The following is a 17,388-nucleotide window of genomic DNA, read 5'->3' as shown; positions in this document are numbered from 1 at the left end:
GTCAGCACGATCCCCGCAAGCCCAACCAAGACCCCGCTGCGCGATCCTGTCGCGAGAACCATAAGAATGAAAATGACTATAAGCCCGAAAGCCGCTGCGGCCTTCCAAGGCGAAGCCTCATCGCCAAAGGCCCAAGCAAGCGCCAGAACGCTACCGATTGCCAGAAAGGTAGCGAAATGATTGCGGTTGGCAAAATTGCCGGCCACGGAGCCTGGTGGAGTGTTGATCAGCGGATTGTCGAAATTAGCGCCCGAGAACTGCAGCACGCCGAGCACGGCGCCTGCCCCCACCATCCCCAGCACAAGGACCGCTATTCTCCAGTGCTGCTCGCGGGTCAGGTTGGCTGCAAGAAGCAGGACTGCCGCGGGCACGATCAGCGATGCCAGTGCGTTACCCGTGCCGCTCGGCGAGATCGACAGCGGGCGCCAGGGCTGCTGCGTTCCTGTCAGCACCGCTGCTTCGGTGAAGATGGCACGACCTGGCAATTGCGTCCAGATCGACGGCGGGAGCAAGACCAGTTGCAGGGCTACCAGCAGCGCTGATGTGCCCAGGATGATCGCCGGCTCCTTCACCGCTCGCCAGTCGACCCGCGGCAGCGCCAGAATTGCCACGACGACCATCGACCAGGCGGAAAAACGGACAACGGGCTGGCCAAGCACATCAGCGCGCGAGGCGCCGCCCGCTACCCACAGAATTGCGAGGAAAGCGACGAGCATCCAGAAGGACAGGGACGTTGCGCGACCGGGGGCTGCGGCGGAATGACGAGACATGCGCGGGCGAATAGACAATTCCTTTCTCCACGCAAACCGGTTAATTGTAAACTCTTGATGCCCAAACGCTGCCTTGCCCGTTACACAGCCCGCTCCAGCAACAATTAACAGCGACACACGGGCAGCGACACACCGGCAGAATGCAGTGCTTCGCATAATTGGGCAGCCGGCACCGCTCAAATGGTTTTGCGCGTCAGATTCCGAAAAGTCTTACAGGTGTCCCTCGTGATTTGCGGAGCCAGCGTGACATCCGGAACTTCGAATTGACGCGGGACTTCGCCCAAATTATCCAACCAGACCAGTATCAGCGGCAGCAGGTTGATCTTGTTTTTCTCAAAACCGGGCCGTGCATACCAAATCGACAATCGCTACCCGGTCGCCATCGGGCGTGGAGCAGCATAGCGGGCGGTCAATGCGTATGTGACGAGAGTGACCTTGGCGATGTCGGCCGGAATATCCGCGGCGCCCGCGGTTACTCGGCGGTTATATTTTGAGGGCAAAGCTGAAGGGATTGTCGGTGCGGCACTGAGAGTATAAGCCCGAACCTGGAATTGTCGTGGCGCGCCTTGCGAGGTAGAATGCAAAACACAAAATGACGTTCTTATTTTGCATATTTACTTAATAAATCGACTCAGAAATGCTTGGCAAGATAGTCCCGTTATTTAATCAATATTCACATTTCAAGATATGGCTTAGCCAGTCTTTTGGAATGACGGAGAGCCTGCTGCATGTCCATGTTGGCTTAATTATTTTTTTCGCGACAGCTTTGCTGTTTCAGCGACGTATGCGGTCGCCCATCCCGATTCTGATTGTGTTGGGCTTTGCGATCGCCAACGAAATTGTCGATGCATTAACGCCGGGAAATTCGTCTCCCCAGTGGGAGCCGTTTGTCGATATTTTGAACACCGTCGTGTGGCCCACGCTGCTTTTTCTCCTCGCCAAGCGTCGGATCAAAGGCCAGATTCCAAAATAGCCTGTGATGGGCATGGCGGCGCAGCAAGCCCGTTTACAGCAAACGTTTCATAGCGCGCGATCATCGTGCCGGAGCGGCGCCAGGCAATGCAAAGGTTGCAATAGTCCAAGCCCCGCCAACAAACGGGATAACCGCGCGGACCAAAGTCTGGTTGCGCTTCGCACAGCTGCGTTCCCGAGCTTGCTCTTGCCTTTACTATCGTGGCCCCAGGTTTGACGGGCGACGATAAGCGGACTTGCCTCGAGCCATTCTTGTGAGAGCGAGGCGCGCAGCGGTTAGCGCCGAAGCAACCACCGCCTTGTGCTCGACGGGACCACCAAATCGCGTGGACAGGCACCGTCTGGCACAACTGGCATGGCCATTTCGGCAAATGGACGGCGGATTACCGCCGGCTGAGCTGGTGGATGCTGTCTGGCTTGCGAGGATTGCTGTTCCCAGCGTTCAACGACCGCGGCGCCGGTCAACCCGGCTTTCAAAAGATCGGTAGCACGGTAATCCGGGTGCATCATCTTCCAGCCGGCGCTGCAGCGGGATACCGCGTTTAACACGTTGGGCTTCAAGTCTAAAGAAACGGAAACGGGCCGGATAACCGTCGCGGCTGATCCCGCCGCGTGTGAATTTCGGGATTGAAGCGGACGAAGTGAGGTGTCATCGGCACCGTGATCTAGCAATCAAACCGCGGGCCAGCAGGTCGATGGCTTGAGGTGCGCCGATTATCGCAGCTATGACAGCACGGTAATCTACACTAATCACGAGTATGATCTGGTTTGGCACCACCCGTAGAGCAAGATTGTGGACCTGGTCAGGGAATTCGGCCCGCGGCTGGCCAATGGCAATGTCGGCACAGCGTCCAACCACTGATCGCGCTTGTGGTCCATACGATGCCGGTGCAATCGGTAGCTTATCGCATTGTTCGCGCCGCGAGAACACGTGTCGACCAGCGGTGCAATCTATGCAAATCAGGAACCATGGCATGATTTTTTATCGCGTGATTGAGGATATTCGTTGATGGCGAGAAAAAAGCACAACGTTTCTTCTTCTCGTGTCCGCAATGCAATCGCTGGCGACCTGCCGGACGTAGTTCGGGTTCACCAGATCGCTTTCAAGGGTTTTTTCCTGGACCGGATGGGGCCTCGGTTTCTTCGTGCCTATTATAAGGCGATCATGCGTTACGATGCGGCGATATTCCTGGTAAACTCTGACGATGCGGATGCGCTGGATGGTTTTGCTGTAGGGTTTAGGGATCCCGAAGCATTCTATAAACACTTCCGATCCCTGCGGCTGCGTCTGCTGCCGATCATCGCGCTATCTCTCCTGCGTCGTCCCTCGCTGCTTGTCGAGATAGCGCGCAACACAGGTCGCATATCGGCGGCCGGAAAGGGCAATACGAGTGTTGTGGAGCTTTCTTCGATCGCAACAAGTCGGCTTGGGACAGGTGTCGGATCGAAACTGCTGCTGGCGTTTTGTGACCAGAGTCGGCGTCTTGGAGCCAGTGAAGTCACGCTGACCACAGACCGCGACGACAATGCTCCGGTGGTCGATTTTTATCTTCGCCATGGTTTTGAGAAACGAGGAACTGAGCTACGCGGCGCGCGGGTTCTGGAAGTGATGACGTGCGATCTTTCGATCAACAAATGAAGCTCAATCCCGAGTGAATGACTTGAGCTGACTGCTCATGGCCACAGGAAATACGGCTGCTTCCACCCACCTCTGAGCCGTCCGCTGGTCTGTTCTGGCGGGCGCTAGTTTTAACCCGAATGGCACGATCAAGATGGCCGCGGCTGTGCGAAGAATACAGGCAATGTCGCTCAAGATATTGGCGCGCTCGAGATAGGCACGCTCAAGCGCCAGCTTGGCAGGCAACACCCGCTCGACATAAGATTCTTCCGGGCGCAACGGGTCAATTAGTTCCTCGCCATAGCTGTAGCCGAAAAGAGCGCCCACGCTGGTCAAGCCGGGCGCAACGCGGAGTGTTTCACGCATCCAGCCGGAATAATGCGTGGCCACAATAATATCCGACTCCGGTCGAGGTCCGACGATCGACATTTCGCCCCGCAGAATATTCAGAAGTTGGGGGAGCTCGTCAATTTTCAACAGGCGGATCGTTCGCCCGAAGGGAAATATGCGACTGTCTCCGGGCGACGTGATCTCGCTTTGCCCAGCCGTCCCCACCGTCATTGTCCGGAATTTTACCATCCGGAAAGGTTTACCACCTCTCCCGATACGGGTCGCATGATAGAGGATGGGACCAGGAGACGAAATTACGATCCCGATCGCGGCGAGCACCCAGAGAGGCGCCGAAAAAATAAGCGCGAGGCCCGAAAACAGGATGTCGAACAGCCGTTTAGCCATTGCAGGTTACACTGCGGACCGTTTGAATCACCTCATCCTGCTCTTTGTTCGTCATTGCCATGAACAGGGGTAGCGACACGCACCGGTCGAAGTAGGTATCCGCGGCTGGAAAGCTGCGGCCTTCGCAATATGATGACCAAAATTGCATCTGATGAAGCGGGCGGTAATGGACCGAAGTGCCAATGCCGCGCTCGCGCAGGGCAGCGATCAGCTCGTCGCGGTTCACCTTCGAGTCGGAGGCAACCTGGACGATGTAAAGGTGCCAGCTATGCGTGTCGCCTGGCGCAGGGTGAGGCGGCAAGATGAGCGGCAAATCGGCAAAGGCGGTGTCGTAACGCGCCGCCAGTTCAGTCCGGCGCAAAGCGAAATCCTGGTGGCGGGATAATTGTACGCTGCCCATCGCCGATGCAATATCGGTGAGGTTGTATTTGTAACCTGGCGCAACCACGTCATACATCCAACTTGCACGCGGGTCGCTGAAACGATTGAAAACGTCGCGATCGATACCGTGCAGCCGCATGATGCGCGCGCGGCCGGCGAGTTCTGCATCGCGCGTCACCAACATCCCGCCTTCTCCGGTCGTCATGGTCTTGTTGGCATAAAAGCTGAATGCCGTGACATCGGCGCCCGTCAGTCCGACCGACTGGCCCTGATGGCTTGCGGGCAGGGCGTGAGCCGCATCGTCAAGAATCTTGAGCCCATGACGATCGGCAATTTCGCGCAGTGCAGTCATGTCGCACATGCGCCCCGCAAAATGGACCGGCATGATGAGGCGCGTGCGCTCGGTGATAGCGGCTTCAGCTGCTTTCGGGTCGATGCACAGCGTTGCCGGGTCGCAATCTACGAACACTGGAATGCCCCCGACATAACGCACGACTTCGGCGGTTGCGGTAAAGGTCAGGGTCGGCACGATAACCTCGTCCCCCGGTCCGATGCCGAGCGCATCAACCCCGAGATGCAATGCAGCTGTCGCGCTGTTGACCGCAAGCGCATGAACCCCGCCACCAATCGTTTCCGCGAACTGCTCCTCGAACTCGCCGGTCTTGGGACCGGTCGTGAGCCAGCCAGACTTCAGACACTCGACGACCGCAGCTATCTCTTCGTCGCCGATTGATGGCTTAAAAAACGGGACGGGCATTCTTCCTCCTGAAATAGCGGTGCGCAGCCCGGTTGGGCGCCGCCGCCGCTTAACGGCTGGCGCCATGAATGACTAGGTGCTGCGTTGCACTTCGGCACGCGGACCACTGCGGAACCGCTCAATTATGCCGATTGTGCCATCAATGCCGCGGCGAAAGGTCATTCGTCGGTCGTAAAAGGCGCGGGCCCGTTCACCCATCTCCGCCCTTCCCGCAAAGCCCAGATCTGCCAGCGTGCGAATTGCCTCGGCCAGGGCCTGCGGATTCTCTGGCTCCACCACAAGTCCGGCCTGGGCTTCGGCCACCAGATCGGCCGCATTCCCCTCGACAGCCATCACAATGGGGCGTCCCGCATATAGGTACGCTTGGGTCTTGGACGGCACGGTGATCGCGAAGAGCGGGTCACGGGTCAAATGAACCAGTAGCGCACCGGCTTGGCGGAGAATATTTTGGACCTCGTGTAGCGGCACGCGGGGCAGGAAGCGCACATTGCCGATCTCCTCGTCTGCGACGCGCGCCTTGAGCCGCTCAAGATCGACGCCGCCGCCCATGAAATAGATTCCGATATCAGGGCGCTCCGCCGCCAGTGCCTTTGCCGCATCCAAGACGGAGTCAAGTTGCTGTGCCGCGCCCATATTGCCAGCAAAGAGTAGAGTAAAGCTGTGCTCAGGATCGAACGGCGAAGCGGCGGGCAAGGCCGCGGCGGCGCCGGCCTTTGCTTCGAGCTCATCTGCCCAATTGTAAATAACGGTGATTTTCTCCGCCGGCACGCCGCGTTCGATAAGCGTATTGCGAAACCCGGGCGAGAGAACAACGATATGATCCACATGACGGTAGAGCATCTGGCAGAACCATTCGACGACCGCGATCAGTTTGCCGTTCTGCATCATCCCGGCAGCGCCCAGCGAATCCGGCCACATATCCTGAATGTCGACTACCACCGGCACGCGCTTGATCCATTTGATTGCAATGGCAGCGAGCCCCGCTGTCAAGGATGGGTAGTAGACGTAGATCAGTTCCGGGCGACGGCGGAAAAGCAGGTACACGAAGGATGTGATCGTAAAGCTTAGATAGGATAGAATGCGCCGTACTGCGCTGCGGTCATGTGAGGGATAAGTCATAAGGCGCACTACCCTGAGGTCATCTTCGGTTCCCCTGGTCATTGGTTGCATCCTGTATCCGTCATAGACCCGGCCGCCAGGATAATTGGGAAAACCCGTGACGACTTCAACATCGTAACCGGCTTCGCCCAAACCTTTGGCGAAGCGATCGCCCTTAAAGGTTGGCTCAGGCGTGTAGAGTTGAGTGAGGTAGACAATATCTCCGGATGTCTCAGGGCTTTTCAAGAGTTATTCTCCTTGTGACTGCGTATCTCCACTCTTGAGCGATCGCCCTTCGCCCTTGGCGGCCTCGGAACCAAAATTGCGCCGATGTTGCCATTGCAGCAAAGAACTCCGGACGGCCATATGTTTGCAGTCTCACAATTGCAAAATTGGATCGATGATCGGCAGAGTGAAAGCGGAGCGTCGCACAGCGTGTCCTCGTTACAAGCTGCGAAAACGCTTTGCCCTTTGCCATCCGATTTGGCTGAGATCGGTCACCTTGACCTATCTCTGGTTCGATTTAGCCGTCTCTCCATGAAAGATCAGTACGTGGATAGAGCGAACACGCGTCTTGATCTTAACGAAATGTCGATCACCAACTTGCGGCCAGGCAGTTGCAAGACAATTCTCACGCGCAAGTTGGTGCCAACGGTTCCCGCTAAATCCTTTGAACCTCAGCTGCACCGCAGAAACGCCACGGGCATCAACCGCAGAAGTTACCCTGTCCAGAATAGCCTCTGCAAGCGTACGCACCATTCAATCTGACCACCTGCCGCCAGAAGCTGCGTAAATTGTATCACCGCCACGAAGAGAGCCCTAAAAAATCAGACCGTGTGAATACCGCCCTAAACGCGATCGCGACTAACGAACGTCGAAATCGCGATTGAATGATTCTTGACGGAACTGACCGTCGCCCTTCTCGCCGGTGACCAGAACGGTCAAAGCATTTTGATAAGGCATAAAGGCAATCCGATTTGCGGGTATGAAAATATTCAGCATAGAAAAGAAGATGCCTAAAGCAAAAGCAATAGGTCGAGCCAACAGACGCAATGGGAGGTCATCCCGAGCCAGGTAGATGGAAAATAGCAAGAACATTTCATACGATATACGGTCTCGAACAACATCGAGCGAGTAAGTGCAGAGACACATGATCGCTAAGCCAAGAATCATTCGACGATGAAACGTTACTCTGTTATCTAGTTTTTGACCAATAGGGCCTGAAAGCAACGCAAAGCCCGCAATAAACGCCCCCAGAATAATAAAATAGACTTGCCACCAACTGATCTCTTGGAATGCTTCGTCGAGGCCATACCAAACAACTCGACTGGCAAGAAGGTCCGGAAGATAGTTTGAAACCAAGGGTATCGCGAGAATGCCGCCGATCCCGATAACCGACATGAAAATTACCATCATGGGCGTAGGCAATTTAGAGGGACGCGCAGCCGCGTACACTAATGCAAGGATGTAAAATAATGTGCTGACATGCACGCTCACCGCGAACACCGAGAGCGTCAGCATCAATTTCCAACGCTTGTTTAACGCAGCTACGATGGCAAAATTGAAAATTGACAATGCGAAACATTGCCTGATTGTAGAGAACATTAATGTAAGAAGGAGGAAACTCGACGCAATCGAAATCGCGAGAGCAAAATTTCGAACCCCTAGCGCCCGACTTAATTTATACACCGACAATAGAAGTGTTGCAGTAACCAAGGCTTGCAGAAATTCGTATTCTGGAAAAATCTGCCCCGCTGCACCAGATACGATCAGCCAGCCCATCTCTATTTGAAATGTCTGAGAGTATAAAATTATACTTTCTAACGAGAAATCATCAGAAAGCAATTCGAAGGCACGTTTGTAAACGGGCCAGTCAAAACCGGTCTCATAGCGAAGCCCGACAAAAAGGAACACGACAACGCAAAACGCGATTTGCATCCGATTTGATTTTATTATGGACGCAATCGCGAGCGTCACTGACCAGAAAATGAGATAAATAGTCATGCGATTTACGGATAGCCCAATTTCGCTGGAAAGTTCTCAACGCTTATCATACTTGGTTCGAGGGTGGTCCCGTAAAGACAACGGCCTTGTATGGCAAATGCCAAGCGCGGTTCAAAGCGGGTAAAGTAGATCTAATATACGCCGCACCTGTTCGCGGGGGCCCTTGTGCGCCCGGACAAAATCCGACGCCATTGCGCCCAGCGCATTGCGTGCGTTGGCGGGCATACTGATAGCCGAGGTGATTGCCGCGCAAATGCCCGCGGCACCTGAAGAATGAATGGGTAAATAATGCCCGTGGTAGTCTTCAGGAATGCCGGGTAGATTGTACATGATTACTGGCCGTCCTGACGTGAGATATTCCATTATCTTGGACGGGAAGCTGTAACGTACGAACTCATCGTTACCATTACGCGGATTGATAAGAAAATCAGCTGCCCTTTGCAGTTCCAGGGCCCGCGACCGATCGACCTGGCCAAAAAATACAATGCGAGGATCAGCTTTTGCGGCCGCCGCCACAAAGCTGGCACCTTCGCCTGCCCCGCAGATCCACAAGGCAGCCTCGGGAGATTCGACTTGCTGGAAACCCTTCACGAGCTCTTCGATACCATAGCGGCGGGCCAGTGTTCCGGTGTATAAGAAGGTTTCCCCTCGGCCATCGTTCGCAGCAGCTTCCGCGCCGCGATGGCTCAAGGACGCGATGCCTTCGACCACCACGGCTTTTTCCGGGTCGATATCAAGGCGCGAAACCATTGCCTCCGTTAGCACGACGAATTTGTCGAAATATCGGATCAAGTGATAAAAAAATACCTTATTGAAGCCGCCGAATATTTTATGAGTTAACCCCATCGCACCCATATATTCAGGTAAGTCTAGTACGATAATCGCAAGCTGGCGACGCGAGAACAGGCGACCGACCAACACCGCCGCAAGCATGAAGGGCACATGAGCAGAATAAACCAGAATCGTGTCGGCATCACGGGCTTGTTTCGCACTCAAGCCCAGCATCGATGCAAATATTCGCGCGGGATAGCGGATCAGCGAAACATTTGAGAAGCCGCGGCCATCGATCGACACTCCATTTTCGGAATCGTGCACCCTTGGAAACCATGGTTTCTTGAACGATGAGGGCCATGCGCTGACGAACGGTAGATTGACGACAACTGCCTCGACGTCGTCATTTTTTGCCAAACCGGCAATTACGTTCTTTTGGTAGGCATCCGCCGCGTTTTGGATCACGCCGATGGAGTTTCGTGTAATGTAGGAGTGCTGCTTGCGTGGGAATACACCGGCAAGGAATGCAACCTTACGTTTTTTGATCACGACACGCTCTTGAATGGCGTGTCGCCAGCTTGATCGGAACGGACCACAAAGCGGGCGAGGAAAAAAATCGGAAGGCTGATTAGCAACGAATATAAAAGCGCATCGACCAGCGGAAGAACCCATGTACCAACTCGCGGGAGCAGGACCCATTTCATTCCAATTGCCAGTGGTACAAACAGACCCCAAGCTACAATCTGCGGTTTAACTTGACCGGCGGCATTCAGGATCATGTTAAATGGGGCGGTGAGAGCGGTCACTGCCGAGAAGATAGCAAGTCCGGCAACAACCTTGTGCTGTCCAGAAAAGGAACGGCCCATCCACAAGTGTAGAATAAAGTCGATCCCGATTGTCAATATCGCGCCTGCTGCAGCTACAGCCAGAAAACCCAAGGCCGCCATAAGTAAAGCGTTGCGCCATACCCACGTACGATCGCCGCTCGTGATAGCTTCGCCGTATATGGTCCACAGAGGCATCGCGATCGTTCCGGCGATCAACGTCAGCAATGTGCCGATACGGGCCGGGATTGCATATAGTGTCACCGCGGCTTCACCCAGCCGCAGAGCAATGAGAATGTTATCGGCGTTCATCGATGCCGCCGTCAGAATAGCCAAGATAAAGAATTTCCAACCAAGTCCCATAAGATCAATCGTCGCCCACATTTTGATATCCGTAGGTTTCGGACGTTTTTCCTCCTCCCTCCACAAGGTCCATACCGTGGCTGCCAGCATCGTCAGGGGGCCGACAATAACATAGGCGAAAACTACCGCAGAGGTCGACAAGCCTGCACGTATCGCAGTGAAGGCCACCCCTACTGACAGCAATGCCCCGATGACCTGCCAGACATTTGCAGCGACGATCCGATTTGTTGCGTAGAAGATACGATAGATAATCGATCCCGGAATACTGAAGGCAAAAGCGATCAATGTTACGCTGTAGATCGGTGACAGCGTGTTCGAGAGATAAAGAAGACAAATCAACCCGATCAAAGATGCTATGATTGCAACTATTAGAAGCGCAGCAAAACTGCTCGCAACGTAGGAACGAAACGCGCTCATATCGTTTTGTGCGTGTGCAGCGGATAGCCTCGTAAGCAGCCCTGATCCTATGCCGAGGTCCGCAAACTGAATGAAACCTGTGATGGCGATTGCGGTCATCCAGACACCGAACTCACGTACACCCAGATAATCGAGCATCGCGGGCATAACCAAGAAAGGGGCGATCAAAACCGACACGCGCCCTCCAACGCTTCCGACGACAGAGCGAAACAGGAGGTTGGCACGCGTCATTGTGTCTCTTCGGGAACGGGATTTGGCATATTGAAAACTGAGATCGGAATCGCCGACTGTATCATGGCGCGCACGGAAAAATCGGTGCAGGAACTTACATCGAGGTCAGTATATTCAGGTCTGGTCATAATGATGAAGCGAGCTTGTTTGGCTTCCGATCTGAACAAGCAAATCAATTCAAGTCATTTGGACGTATTCCGTCCCAGCTGTTGGACAGTCGTGCCGTCCCAAGGATCAGGCTGACCACGCGCTCGGAGGTGTTGGTCACGGTGTAATCATCAGGCACCGGATGCGCGATGCCCAATTCTTCGCGCTCAGCGAACATCCGGGTCACCGCATCGACACCGTCAAGAATCGTGTCGCGGTTCAGCCCGGTCATGATCAGACAGCCGACGTCCAGAGCCTCCGGGCGCTCGATCGCATCGCGCGGCGTGATCGCGGGGAAGCCCATCATTGAGCTCTCTTCGGCGATGGTTCCGCTATCGGACACGGCGCAGAAACAGTGCTTTTGCAACGCGTTGTAGTCGTGGAACCCGAACGGTTTCATATATTGCACGCGCTCGTCGATCGGCGCTTCAACAATGGCCTCAAGCCGCTTCCGTGTGCGAGGATGGGTTGAGATGATCACCGGCATATCGTAATGGTTTGCCAGAGCGTTCAGAGCTTCCAGCAATTGACGGAGCCGATCGCTGCTATCGACATTCTCCTCGCGGTGCAATGAGACAATAAAATAGCCGCGCCGCTCCAGACCCAGCCGGTCGAGCACGTCTGATGCGCCGATCTGATCCTGATAATGATCGAGGACTTCTCTCATTGGCGAGCCCGTGAGATAGATTCGCCGATGGTGAATCCCCTCTGCAAGCAGGTGCCGGCGGGCGTGCTCGGTATAGACCAGGTTGAAGTCCGAAATGTGATCGACGAGCTTGCGGTTGGTTTCTTCTGGCACGTTGCGGTCGAAACTGCGATTGCCGGCTTCCATGTGATAGACGGGTACCTTCATGCGGCGCGCCATTATTGCGGAGATCGCCGAATTGGTATCGCCGAGTACGAGCACGGCGTCGGGATTCTCCTTCCGGATCACCCTTTCGCTTTCGGTCAGAATTTTTCCCAGCGTTTCGCCTAGCGTACCGCCGCCGGTGCCGAGGAAGTAATCCGGCTTCCGCACCCCGAGATCCTCGAAGAACACCTCATTGAGTTCGAAATCGTAATTTTGCCCTGTGTGGACAAGCACGTGATTGGTAATTGTGTTAAGCCGTGCCATGGTGCGCGACAGGCGGATGATCTCGGGACGTGTGCCGAGGATCGTCATCACTTTCAATTCGCTCATTTCTGGGCTCCGAAGACCGGATCGGCATAAGTGTCGGGGGCAGCTGGGTCGAAAACAGCGTTTGTCCAGAACAATGTCAAAAGCGGCGTGTCCCCGACGTTCACGATATGGTGGGTGTGCAGGGCCGGCATGTCGATTGCGGCTGGCGCATCGCCAGAAACGCGAAATTCGCTGACCGTCTCGCCGAGCACCGGGCGAATTCGAATTATCGCTTCACCCTGAACGACCAGGAAGCGCTCGACCTTGTCGAGATGGAAATGCTCTCCCCGGGTGATTCCGGGATGGGTCCAGCTTAGGAACGTCTGCCCCCCCCCGCCGCCGCGTGTGGCTTCGAACAGCATGCCGCGCTGGTCGCTGTTGAGCTTTAGCATTCGCGGATAACTGTCCGGATAAAGGGCAGATCGATAGGTGTTGAACAGCGCTAAAGTAAAGGGGGCGCTCAGGTCGGGAAACAGGTTAGCGCTATAGTTGTCGTGCATCCGACGCAATTGTTTGAACAGCCCGGCCACCGGGATCGAACGCCCCGGCGGTGCCAATTGGCCCGCTACCCCGTTCTTGCCCGCATCAATGGCGATCTGCGCCGCCTCCCCGGCGTGCAGCAGTTGAACTTCCGCCGCGGCATTGATTTCGGGTTTTTCGCCATCAATGATCCTTCTGATAAAGGTCGCGGTGACATTGTTGTAATCGGGTTTGGCCCCCTCGCCAAAAATGTGCGGCAGGACAAGATCCGTGTAGCGCAGCCCGGACGCGGCGATGGCTTCGCCCGCGATCCGCTTGCTGTTGCCGTACACACTATCATTTGCGGCGTGGGTCGAATTGGCGTAGACGACATGGGGAGTCGCCCCGGCCGCAGCACAGGCCGCGACAAGGCGCCGGGCTATATCCGGGTTCCCGGCGGCCACATCGGCATCGCTCGCTCGGTTGACCCCCGCAAAATGAAGCACCAGCTCTGCACCCCTGAGGGCGGCGTCAAGAGCTGTGTCATCGTCGAAATCCGCATGCCCGAGCAACACCAAGTCGTGCGGTTCGGGCAGTGACCGGAACCGAGCAGCACAATTCTCCGCGTGAAGCCGAACTGCAGCATGGTGTCCAATCAGGCCGCGAGCGCCTGTGATGACTACCTTCACGATTTGTCTTTCTGCCAGAGATCTAACTCGCGGCGAACTTCCTCAAGCGTCAAAAGCAGCGCCTTCACCTCTTCAACCGAAAGCCGCTGGGTGTTGTGCGAATGATAGTCCTCATGCTGGGCCGTCTTCTGATCTCCCTCGCTGAAATACGCCTGATAGTTGAGATCGCGCGTATCCATGCGGATACGGTAATAATCACCCATGTCGTCGCTGCTGGCAAGTTCCTGAGCGCTGGCGAGTGTTTCGTATAGTTTTTCGGCGTGACGCCACCCGATCACTTCGACGGGATGGTCGGGGCGATCAAATAGCTCCTTTATCGCTGTCACCAGATCGGCGATCGTCGAAGCGGGTGCCTTGCGGATAAACAGATCGCCCTGCGCAGCGTTCTCAAACGCGTGATGGACCAGCGAGACAGAATCCCGAAGCGGCATCAAGAAGCGCGTCATCTCTGGCTCGGTTACGCTGATAGGGCGACCCGATTTGACTTGATTTATGAACAGTGGAATCGCCGATCCGCGCGAGCACATGACATTGCCATAGCGCACCATCGAAACCGTGGTCGGAGAATCTGGTTCGAGCGACCGCGATATCGCCTGTGCCACTTTTTCCATCATCGCCTTCGACATACCCATGGCATTGACGGGAAAGACAGCCTTGTCGGTCGACAGGCAAACTACACTACGGACTCCGGCATCGATAGCAGAGCGGACAACATTCTCGGACCCGATTATATTGGTGCGAACCGCTTCCATCGGAAAGAATTCGCAGCTCGGCACTTGCTTGAGGGCGGCAGCGTGAAACACGCAATCGACACCGGCGATTGCGCGTTCGACGCTTTCGCGATCCCTGATATCTCCAAGGTAGAACCGCACTCGCGGATCGCGCAATTCGTTGCGCAGCGCGTCCTGCTTTTCCTCATCGCGGCTGAGAACCCTTATCTCGGCTACATCCCTAGCGAGCATGTCGCGCAGCATGGTTTTGCCGAAGGAGCCGGTGCCCCCCGTTATGAGCAGTTTGTCGATAGTCATGCGTTTCCTGCGGATAAATATAATGGCAGCGCCTAGAATTTGATATCGGTGATCCGGGCGATTCGAACGATTGCGTCCTTCTAACTATTTCTTTCGCGACCGTCACCGCCAATAGGGCAAAAAATTTTCGGCAGTTATCGACAGCAATTCAGCAAATTAACAGCTGCAAAGGTAGGGCGCGCTGGCTAGGCTTGATCGCCGCAATTTACTTGACCGGCGATTATAGCTGGCCATTGCGGTATGTTAGCTTGTGTTTCTCCAAGTGCACTTTGGGATTAAGAACTTTTAATATCGGGAATTTTTACAGACTGGGTGCCCCCTCACCCGCTGCATCGGGCAACTCAGAATTTAAGCCAGATAAATCGCGTCAGACTTTACACATGAACAGATATAATAAGCGACATGGTAACTGGCTTAAAGCCAGTTCAAGCATATTCAATTTGGCAGGAGTGCGCGGCTTTTCAATGTGGTCGGCTTCGACAAAGTCGACTCATTGGCTATGCGATTGCACCGGGGTTTCATAAACTGGCGGCACGATTCGTGTGTTGACATGGCATCTCGATGGCTAAGAAGCAGCTTGAGCCAGCCTCCTGGCGTTAGAAATCAGCACTGCCTGGTTGATTGCCTAATCGAAACGGATCATTTTGCTGCGGGTTATTTGGAGGACCTTCAAACTTGAAGTCTCCGCCGCAAGCAAATCTGTGAATTGTAGCGAGATGGCTTCATATCTGAGGATCCTCTCAATGTTGACGCACATTCGGGACCGAAATAAAGGGTTCCTCTGTGGAGACCCAGAATCTTGTTGCCAGGGCTTGTCGGCCGATGCAACGGGGTACAAGGGCAATGCTGTTCTTAAATGTCAGGTTATCAAGCGTTAAGCGCAAGGCAACTGCGAATAGGTACTGATGGCTGAACTCTGGACTTCGACTTTTTCTTACATGATAGACGCCTTGCGTCGGCTCGTACAATTGGGTCGAGGTACTAAGACCGCCTTGCTCTTAAGCGTGGACGCGGTTCTATGTGTCTTATCAGTATGGATAGCTTTTTCTCTTAGGCTCGGTGTTTGGGATTTGTGGAGCCCTGGCGTAGCGACGGTTATTTTCTCGAGCCTTGGAACTTGGCTGCCTGTCTTTGCATACCGGGGAATTTATCATTCGGTGATGCGTTTTGTCGGTTCACGCACGATGTTTGGTATCGCTGTATCGTGCTTGATCATGTCGGCCATACTGTCAGCAATTTTTGTTGCCATTCCAGCGCCCGGCGTGCCTCGCACCATTGGTGTACTGCAACCTATGGTCTTTGGGGCTCTGCTGGTAATCAGCCGCCTTTTTGCGCGTTACGTGTTATTCGACCTATTGAACAAGCGAGATTTTGACGGTCCGCCAAGCAAAGTTCTTATTTTCGGGGCGGGGTCCTCCGGCCGCCAGCTTGCAAAGTCCCTCACGCACGAGCCAGGGATGGTTTTGCAAGGCTACGTCGATGACGACGCACGTCTGGCTGGCCAGCATCTGGACGGGGTCAAGATTTACAAAAACGAGTATCTCGACAGACTTGTCGAGCGGCTGCAGATTGATACTGTTCTGCTCGCTATACCGAGTGTGTCTCGAACGCAGCGGATGCGGATCGTCCGTCGATTTGCCGAAATTCCGGTTCATGTGCTTACCCTGCCGACAATTGGTGACCTGGTCGACGGCTCGGTATCGACGGAGAGCCTTCAAGAGATCGAAATTACCGATCTCCTCGGACGCGATCCAGTGCCCCCCAACCATTTGCTGCTGCATAAGACCATAACAGACCGTGTGGTGATGGTAACAGGAGCGGGCGGATCGATCGGAAGTGAGCTTTGCCGCCAAATTTCTGATCTAAACCCTACTGCAATTATTCTGGCAGAGATGACAGAGCACTCTCTCTATCTAATCGAAAGCGAACTGAGAGAGGCGCAGCAAACCGGCGCGATAAACCCTTCAACCGCCATCCACGCCGAACTCGCCAACATCTCGGACCGCCTAAGCGTTTACCGCCTGTTCGAACGGTGGTCGCCTGATACGGTGTTCCACGCCGCGGCATACAAGCATGTGCCACTGGTCGAAGAAAATGTGATCGCCGGCCTGCTGAACAATATCTTCGGAACGCTGCAGTGCGCGCTTCAGGCAAAGCGGGGGGGTGTGAAGCACTTCATCCTGGTGAGCACGGACAAAGCGGTCCGGCCGACCAATGTAATGGGTGCCAGCAAGCGCGTTTGCGAGCTTGTCTTGCAGGGTCTGGCCGCGGAAAAGAGCAAGACGCGTTTCGCGATGGTGCGGTTCGGGAACGTACTGGGCTCCAGTGGTTCGGTCGTTCCGCGCTTCCAGCGACAGATTAAGGAAGGCGGGCCGGTTACCCTTACTCACCGCGACGTTACACGCTATTTCATGACGATCCCGGAAGCGGCCCAGCTCGTGATTCAGGCGGGCGCCATGGCAGAAGGGGGCGACGTCTTCCTGCTGGATATGGGTAAGCCTATCCGCATCCATGACATGGCCCGGACCATGATCCATTTATCCGGCCTTTCGGTCCGTGATGCAGAGAACCCCGATGGCGATATCGAAATTCGCGAAGTGGGGCTTCGCAATGGCGAGAAGTTGTACGAAGAACTTCTTATCGGCGGCGCTGCTCAACCCACCTCGCATTCCCGCATCATGCGCGCTGTGGAACAGCACCTGACCTGGTCTGATCTGATGGAACAGCTCGACCTGATGGAAAATGCCCTGGGCGATGGTAATCGCGGCAAAGCTTTGGAAATACTATGCACGCTTGTACCCGAGTACAATGGTCAGCAGGCTATCCGCTCGCACGTAGCCTGACCCCGTTGATCTGCAGGTGGCGGCGAACATCATAAGGTTCTGTTAGCCGTGGTAATTGGGTGAGCTTTGCGAGTTACCGGATTACCCACCACTAGCTGTTGTTACGGCTATAAGCGAACTTT

Annotated in this window: 12 protein-coding genes and 1 pseudogene; 3 read left to right on the top strand and 10 right to left on the bottom strand. The window is 55.0% G+C overall.

Annotated features, from left to right (window positions below):
• Nucleotides 1-770 (bottom strand): annotated as a pseudogene (locus WFP06_RS13070) (hypothetical protein); the annotation flags it as partial.
• Between the two features lie 709 nt (nt 771-1,479).
• Here WFP06_RS13070 and WFP06_RS13065 point away from each other — a divergent pair.
• A complete protein-coding gene (locus WFP06_RS13065) occupies nt 1,480-1,743 on the top strand; it encodes a hypothetical protein (protein ID WP_336987716.1) in 264 nt (87 codons plus the stop codon).
• Between the two features lie 1,008 nt (nt 1,744-2,751).
• Nucleotides 2,752-3,381 carry a GNAT family N-acetyltransferase gene (locus WFP06_RS13060; RefSeq protein WP_336987715.1) on the top strand — a complete coding sequence of 210 codons (630 nt, stop codon included), beginning with the start codon at nt 2,752-2,754 and terminating at the stop codon, nt 3,379-3,381.
• Nucleotides 3,382-3,384: 3 nt separating this feature from the next.
• On the opposite strand, the gene WFP06_RS13055 is transcribed toward WFP06_RS13060, so the two are convergent.
• The 9 genes from WFP06_RS13055 to WFP06_RS13015 all read right to left on the bottom strand — a co-directional run bounded on the left by WFP06_RS13055 (nt 3,385) and on the right by WFP06_RS13015 (nt 14,423).
• The gene (locus WFP06_RS13055) at nt 3,385-4,095 is read right to left on the bottom strand and encodes a sugar transferase (RefSeq protein WP_336987714.1); all 711 of its coding nucleotides are present in this window, start codon (nt 4,093-4,095) and stop codon (nt 3,385-3,387) included.
• Entirely contained in the window at nt 4,088-5,233 is a 1,146-nt protein-coding gene (locus tag WFP06_RS13050) for a DegT/DnrJ/EryC1/StrS family aminotransferase (RefSeq protein ID WP_336987713.1), read from the bottom strand. The genes WFP06_RS13055 and WFP06_RS13050 overlap by 8 nt, the downstream gene beginning before the upstream one ends.
• Before the next feature lie 72 nt (nt 5,234-5,305).
• The gene (locus WFP06_RS13045) at nt 5,306-6,577 is read right to left on the bottom strand and encodes a glycosyltransferase family 4 protein (RefSeq protein ID WP_336987712.1); all 1,272 of its coding nucleotides are present in this window, start codon (nt 6,575-6,577) and stop codon (nt 5,306-5,308) included.
• Between the two features lie 618 nt (nt 6,578-7,195).
• Nucleotides 7,196-8,335, bottom strand: a complete 1,140-nt coding sequence (locus tag WFP06_RS13040) for an EpsG family protein (RefSeq protein ID WP_336987711.1) — start codon at nt 8,333-8,335, stop codon at nt 7,196-7,198.
• A 111-nt stretch (nt 8,336-8,446) separates the two neighbouring features.
• Nucleotides 8,447-9,655: a glycosyltransferase gene (locus WFP06_RS13035; RefSeq protein WP_336987710.1), complete on the bottom strand. Its 1,209-nt coding sequence runs from the start codon at nt 9,653-9,655 to the stop codon at nt 8,447-8,449.
• Complete coding sequence (locus WFP06_RS13030; protein WP_336987709.1) at nt 9,652-10,941, bottom strand: oligosaccharide flippase family protein; 1,290 nt, start codon at nt 10,939-10,941, stop codon at nt 9,652-9,654. The genes WFP06_RS13035 and WFP06_RS13030 overlap by 4 nt, the downstream gene beginning before the upstream one ends.
• A 172-nt stretch (nt 10,942-11,113) precedes the next feature.
• A complete protein-coding gene (gene wecB, locus WFP06_RS13025) occupies nt 11,114-12,268 on the bottom strand; it encodes a non-hydrolyzing UDP-N-acetylglucosamine 2-epimerase (RefSeq protein WP_336987708.1) in 1,155 nt (384 codons plus the stop codon).
• Nucleotides 12,265-13,395, bottom strand: a complete 1,131-nt coding sequence (locus tag WFP06_RS13020) for a polysaccharide biosynthesis C-terminal domain-containing protein (protein WP_336987707.1) — start codon at nt 13,393-13,395, stop codon at nt 12,265-12,267. The genes wecB and WFP06_RS13020 overlap by 4 nt, the downstream gene beginning before the upstream one ends.
• A complete protein-coding gene (locus WFP06_RS13015; protein ID WP_336987706.1) occupies nt 13,392-14,423 on the bottom strand; it encodes a polysaccharide biosynthesis protein in 1,032 nt (343 codons plus the stop codon). The genes WFP06_RS13020 and WFP06_RS13015 overlap by 4 nt, the downstream gene beginning before the upstream one ends.
• A gap of 905 nt (nt 14,424-15,328) precedes the next feature.
• Here WFP06_RS13015 and WFP06_RS13010 point away from each other — a divergent pair.
• Nucleotides 15,329-17,266: a polysaccharide biosynthesis protein gene (locus WFP06_RS13010; RefSeq protein WP_336987705.1), complete on the top strand. Its 1,938-nt coding sequence runs from the start codon at nt 15,329-15,331 to the stop codon at nt 17,264-17,266.
• The last annotated feature ends 122 nt before the right edge of the window (nt 17,267-17,388 follow it).

This window comes from Altererythrobacter aquiaggeris (genome assembly GCF_037154015.1).
Classification (GTDB): Bacteria; Pseudomonadota; Alphaproteobacteria; order Sphingomonadales; family Sphingomonadaceae; genus Aestuarierythrobacter; species Aestuarierythrobacter aquiaggeris.
This window is presented reverse-complemented; position numbering and strand designations above follow the sequence as displayed.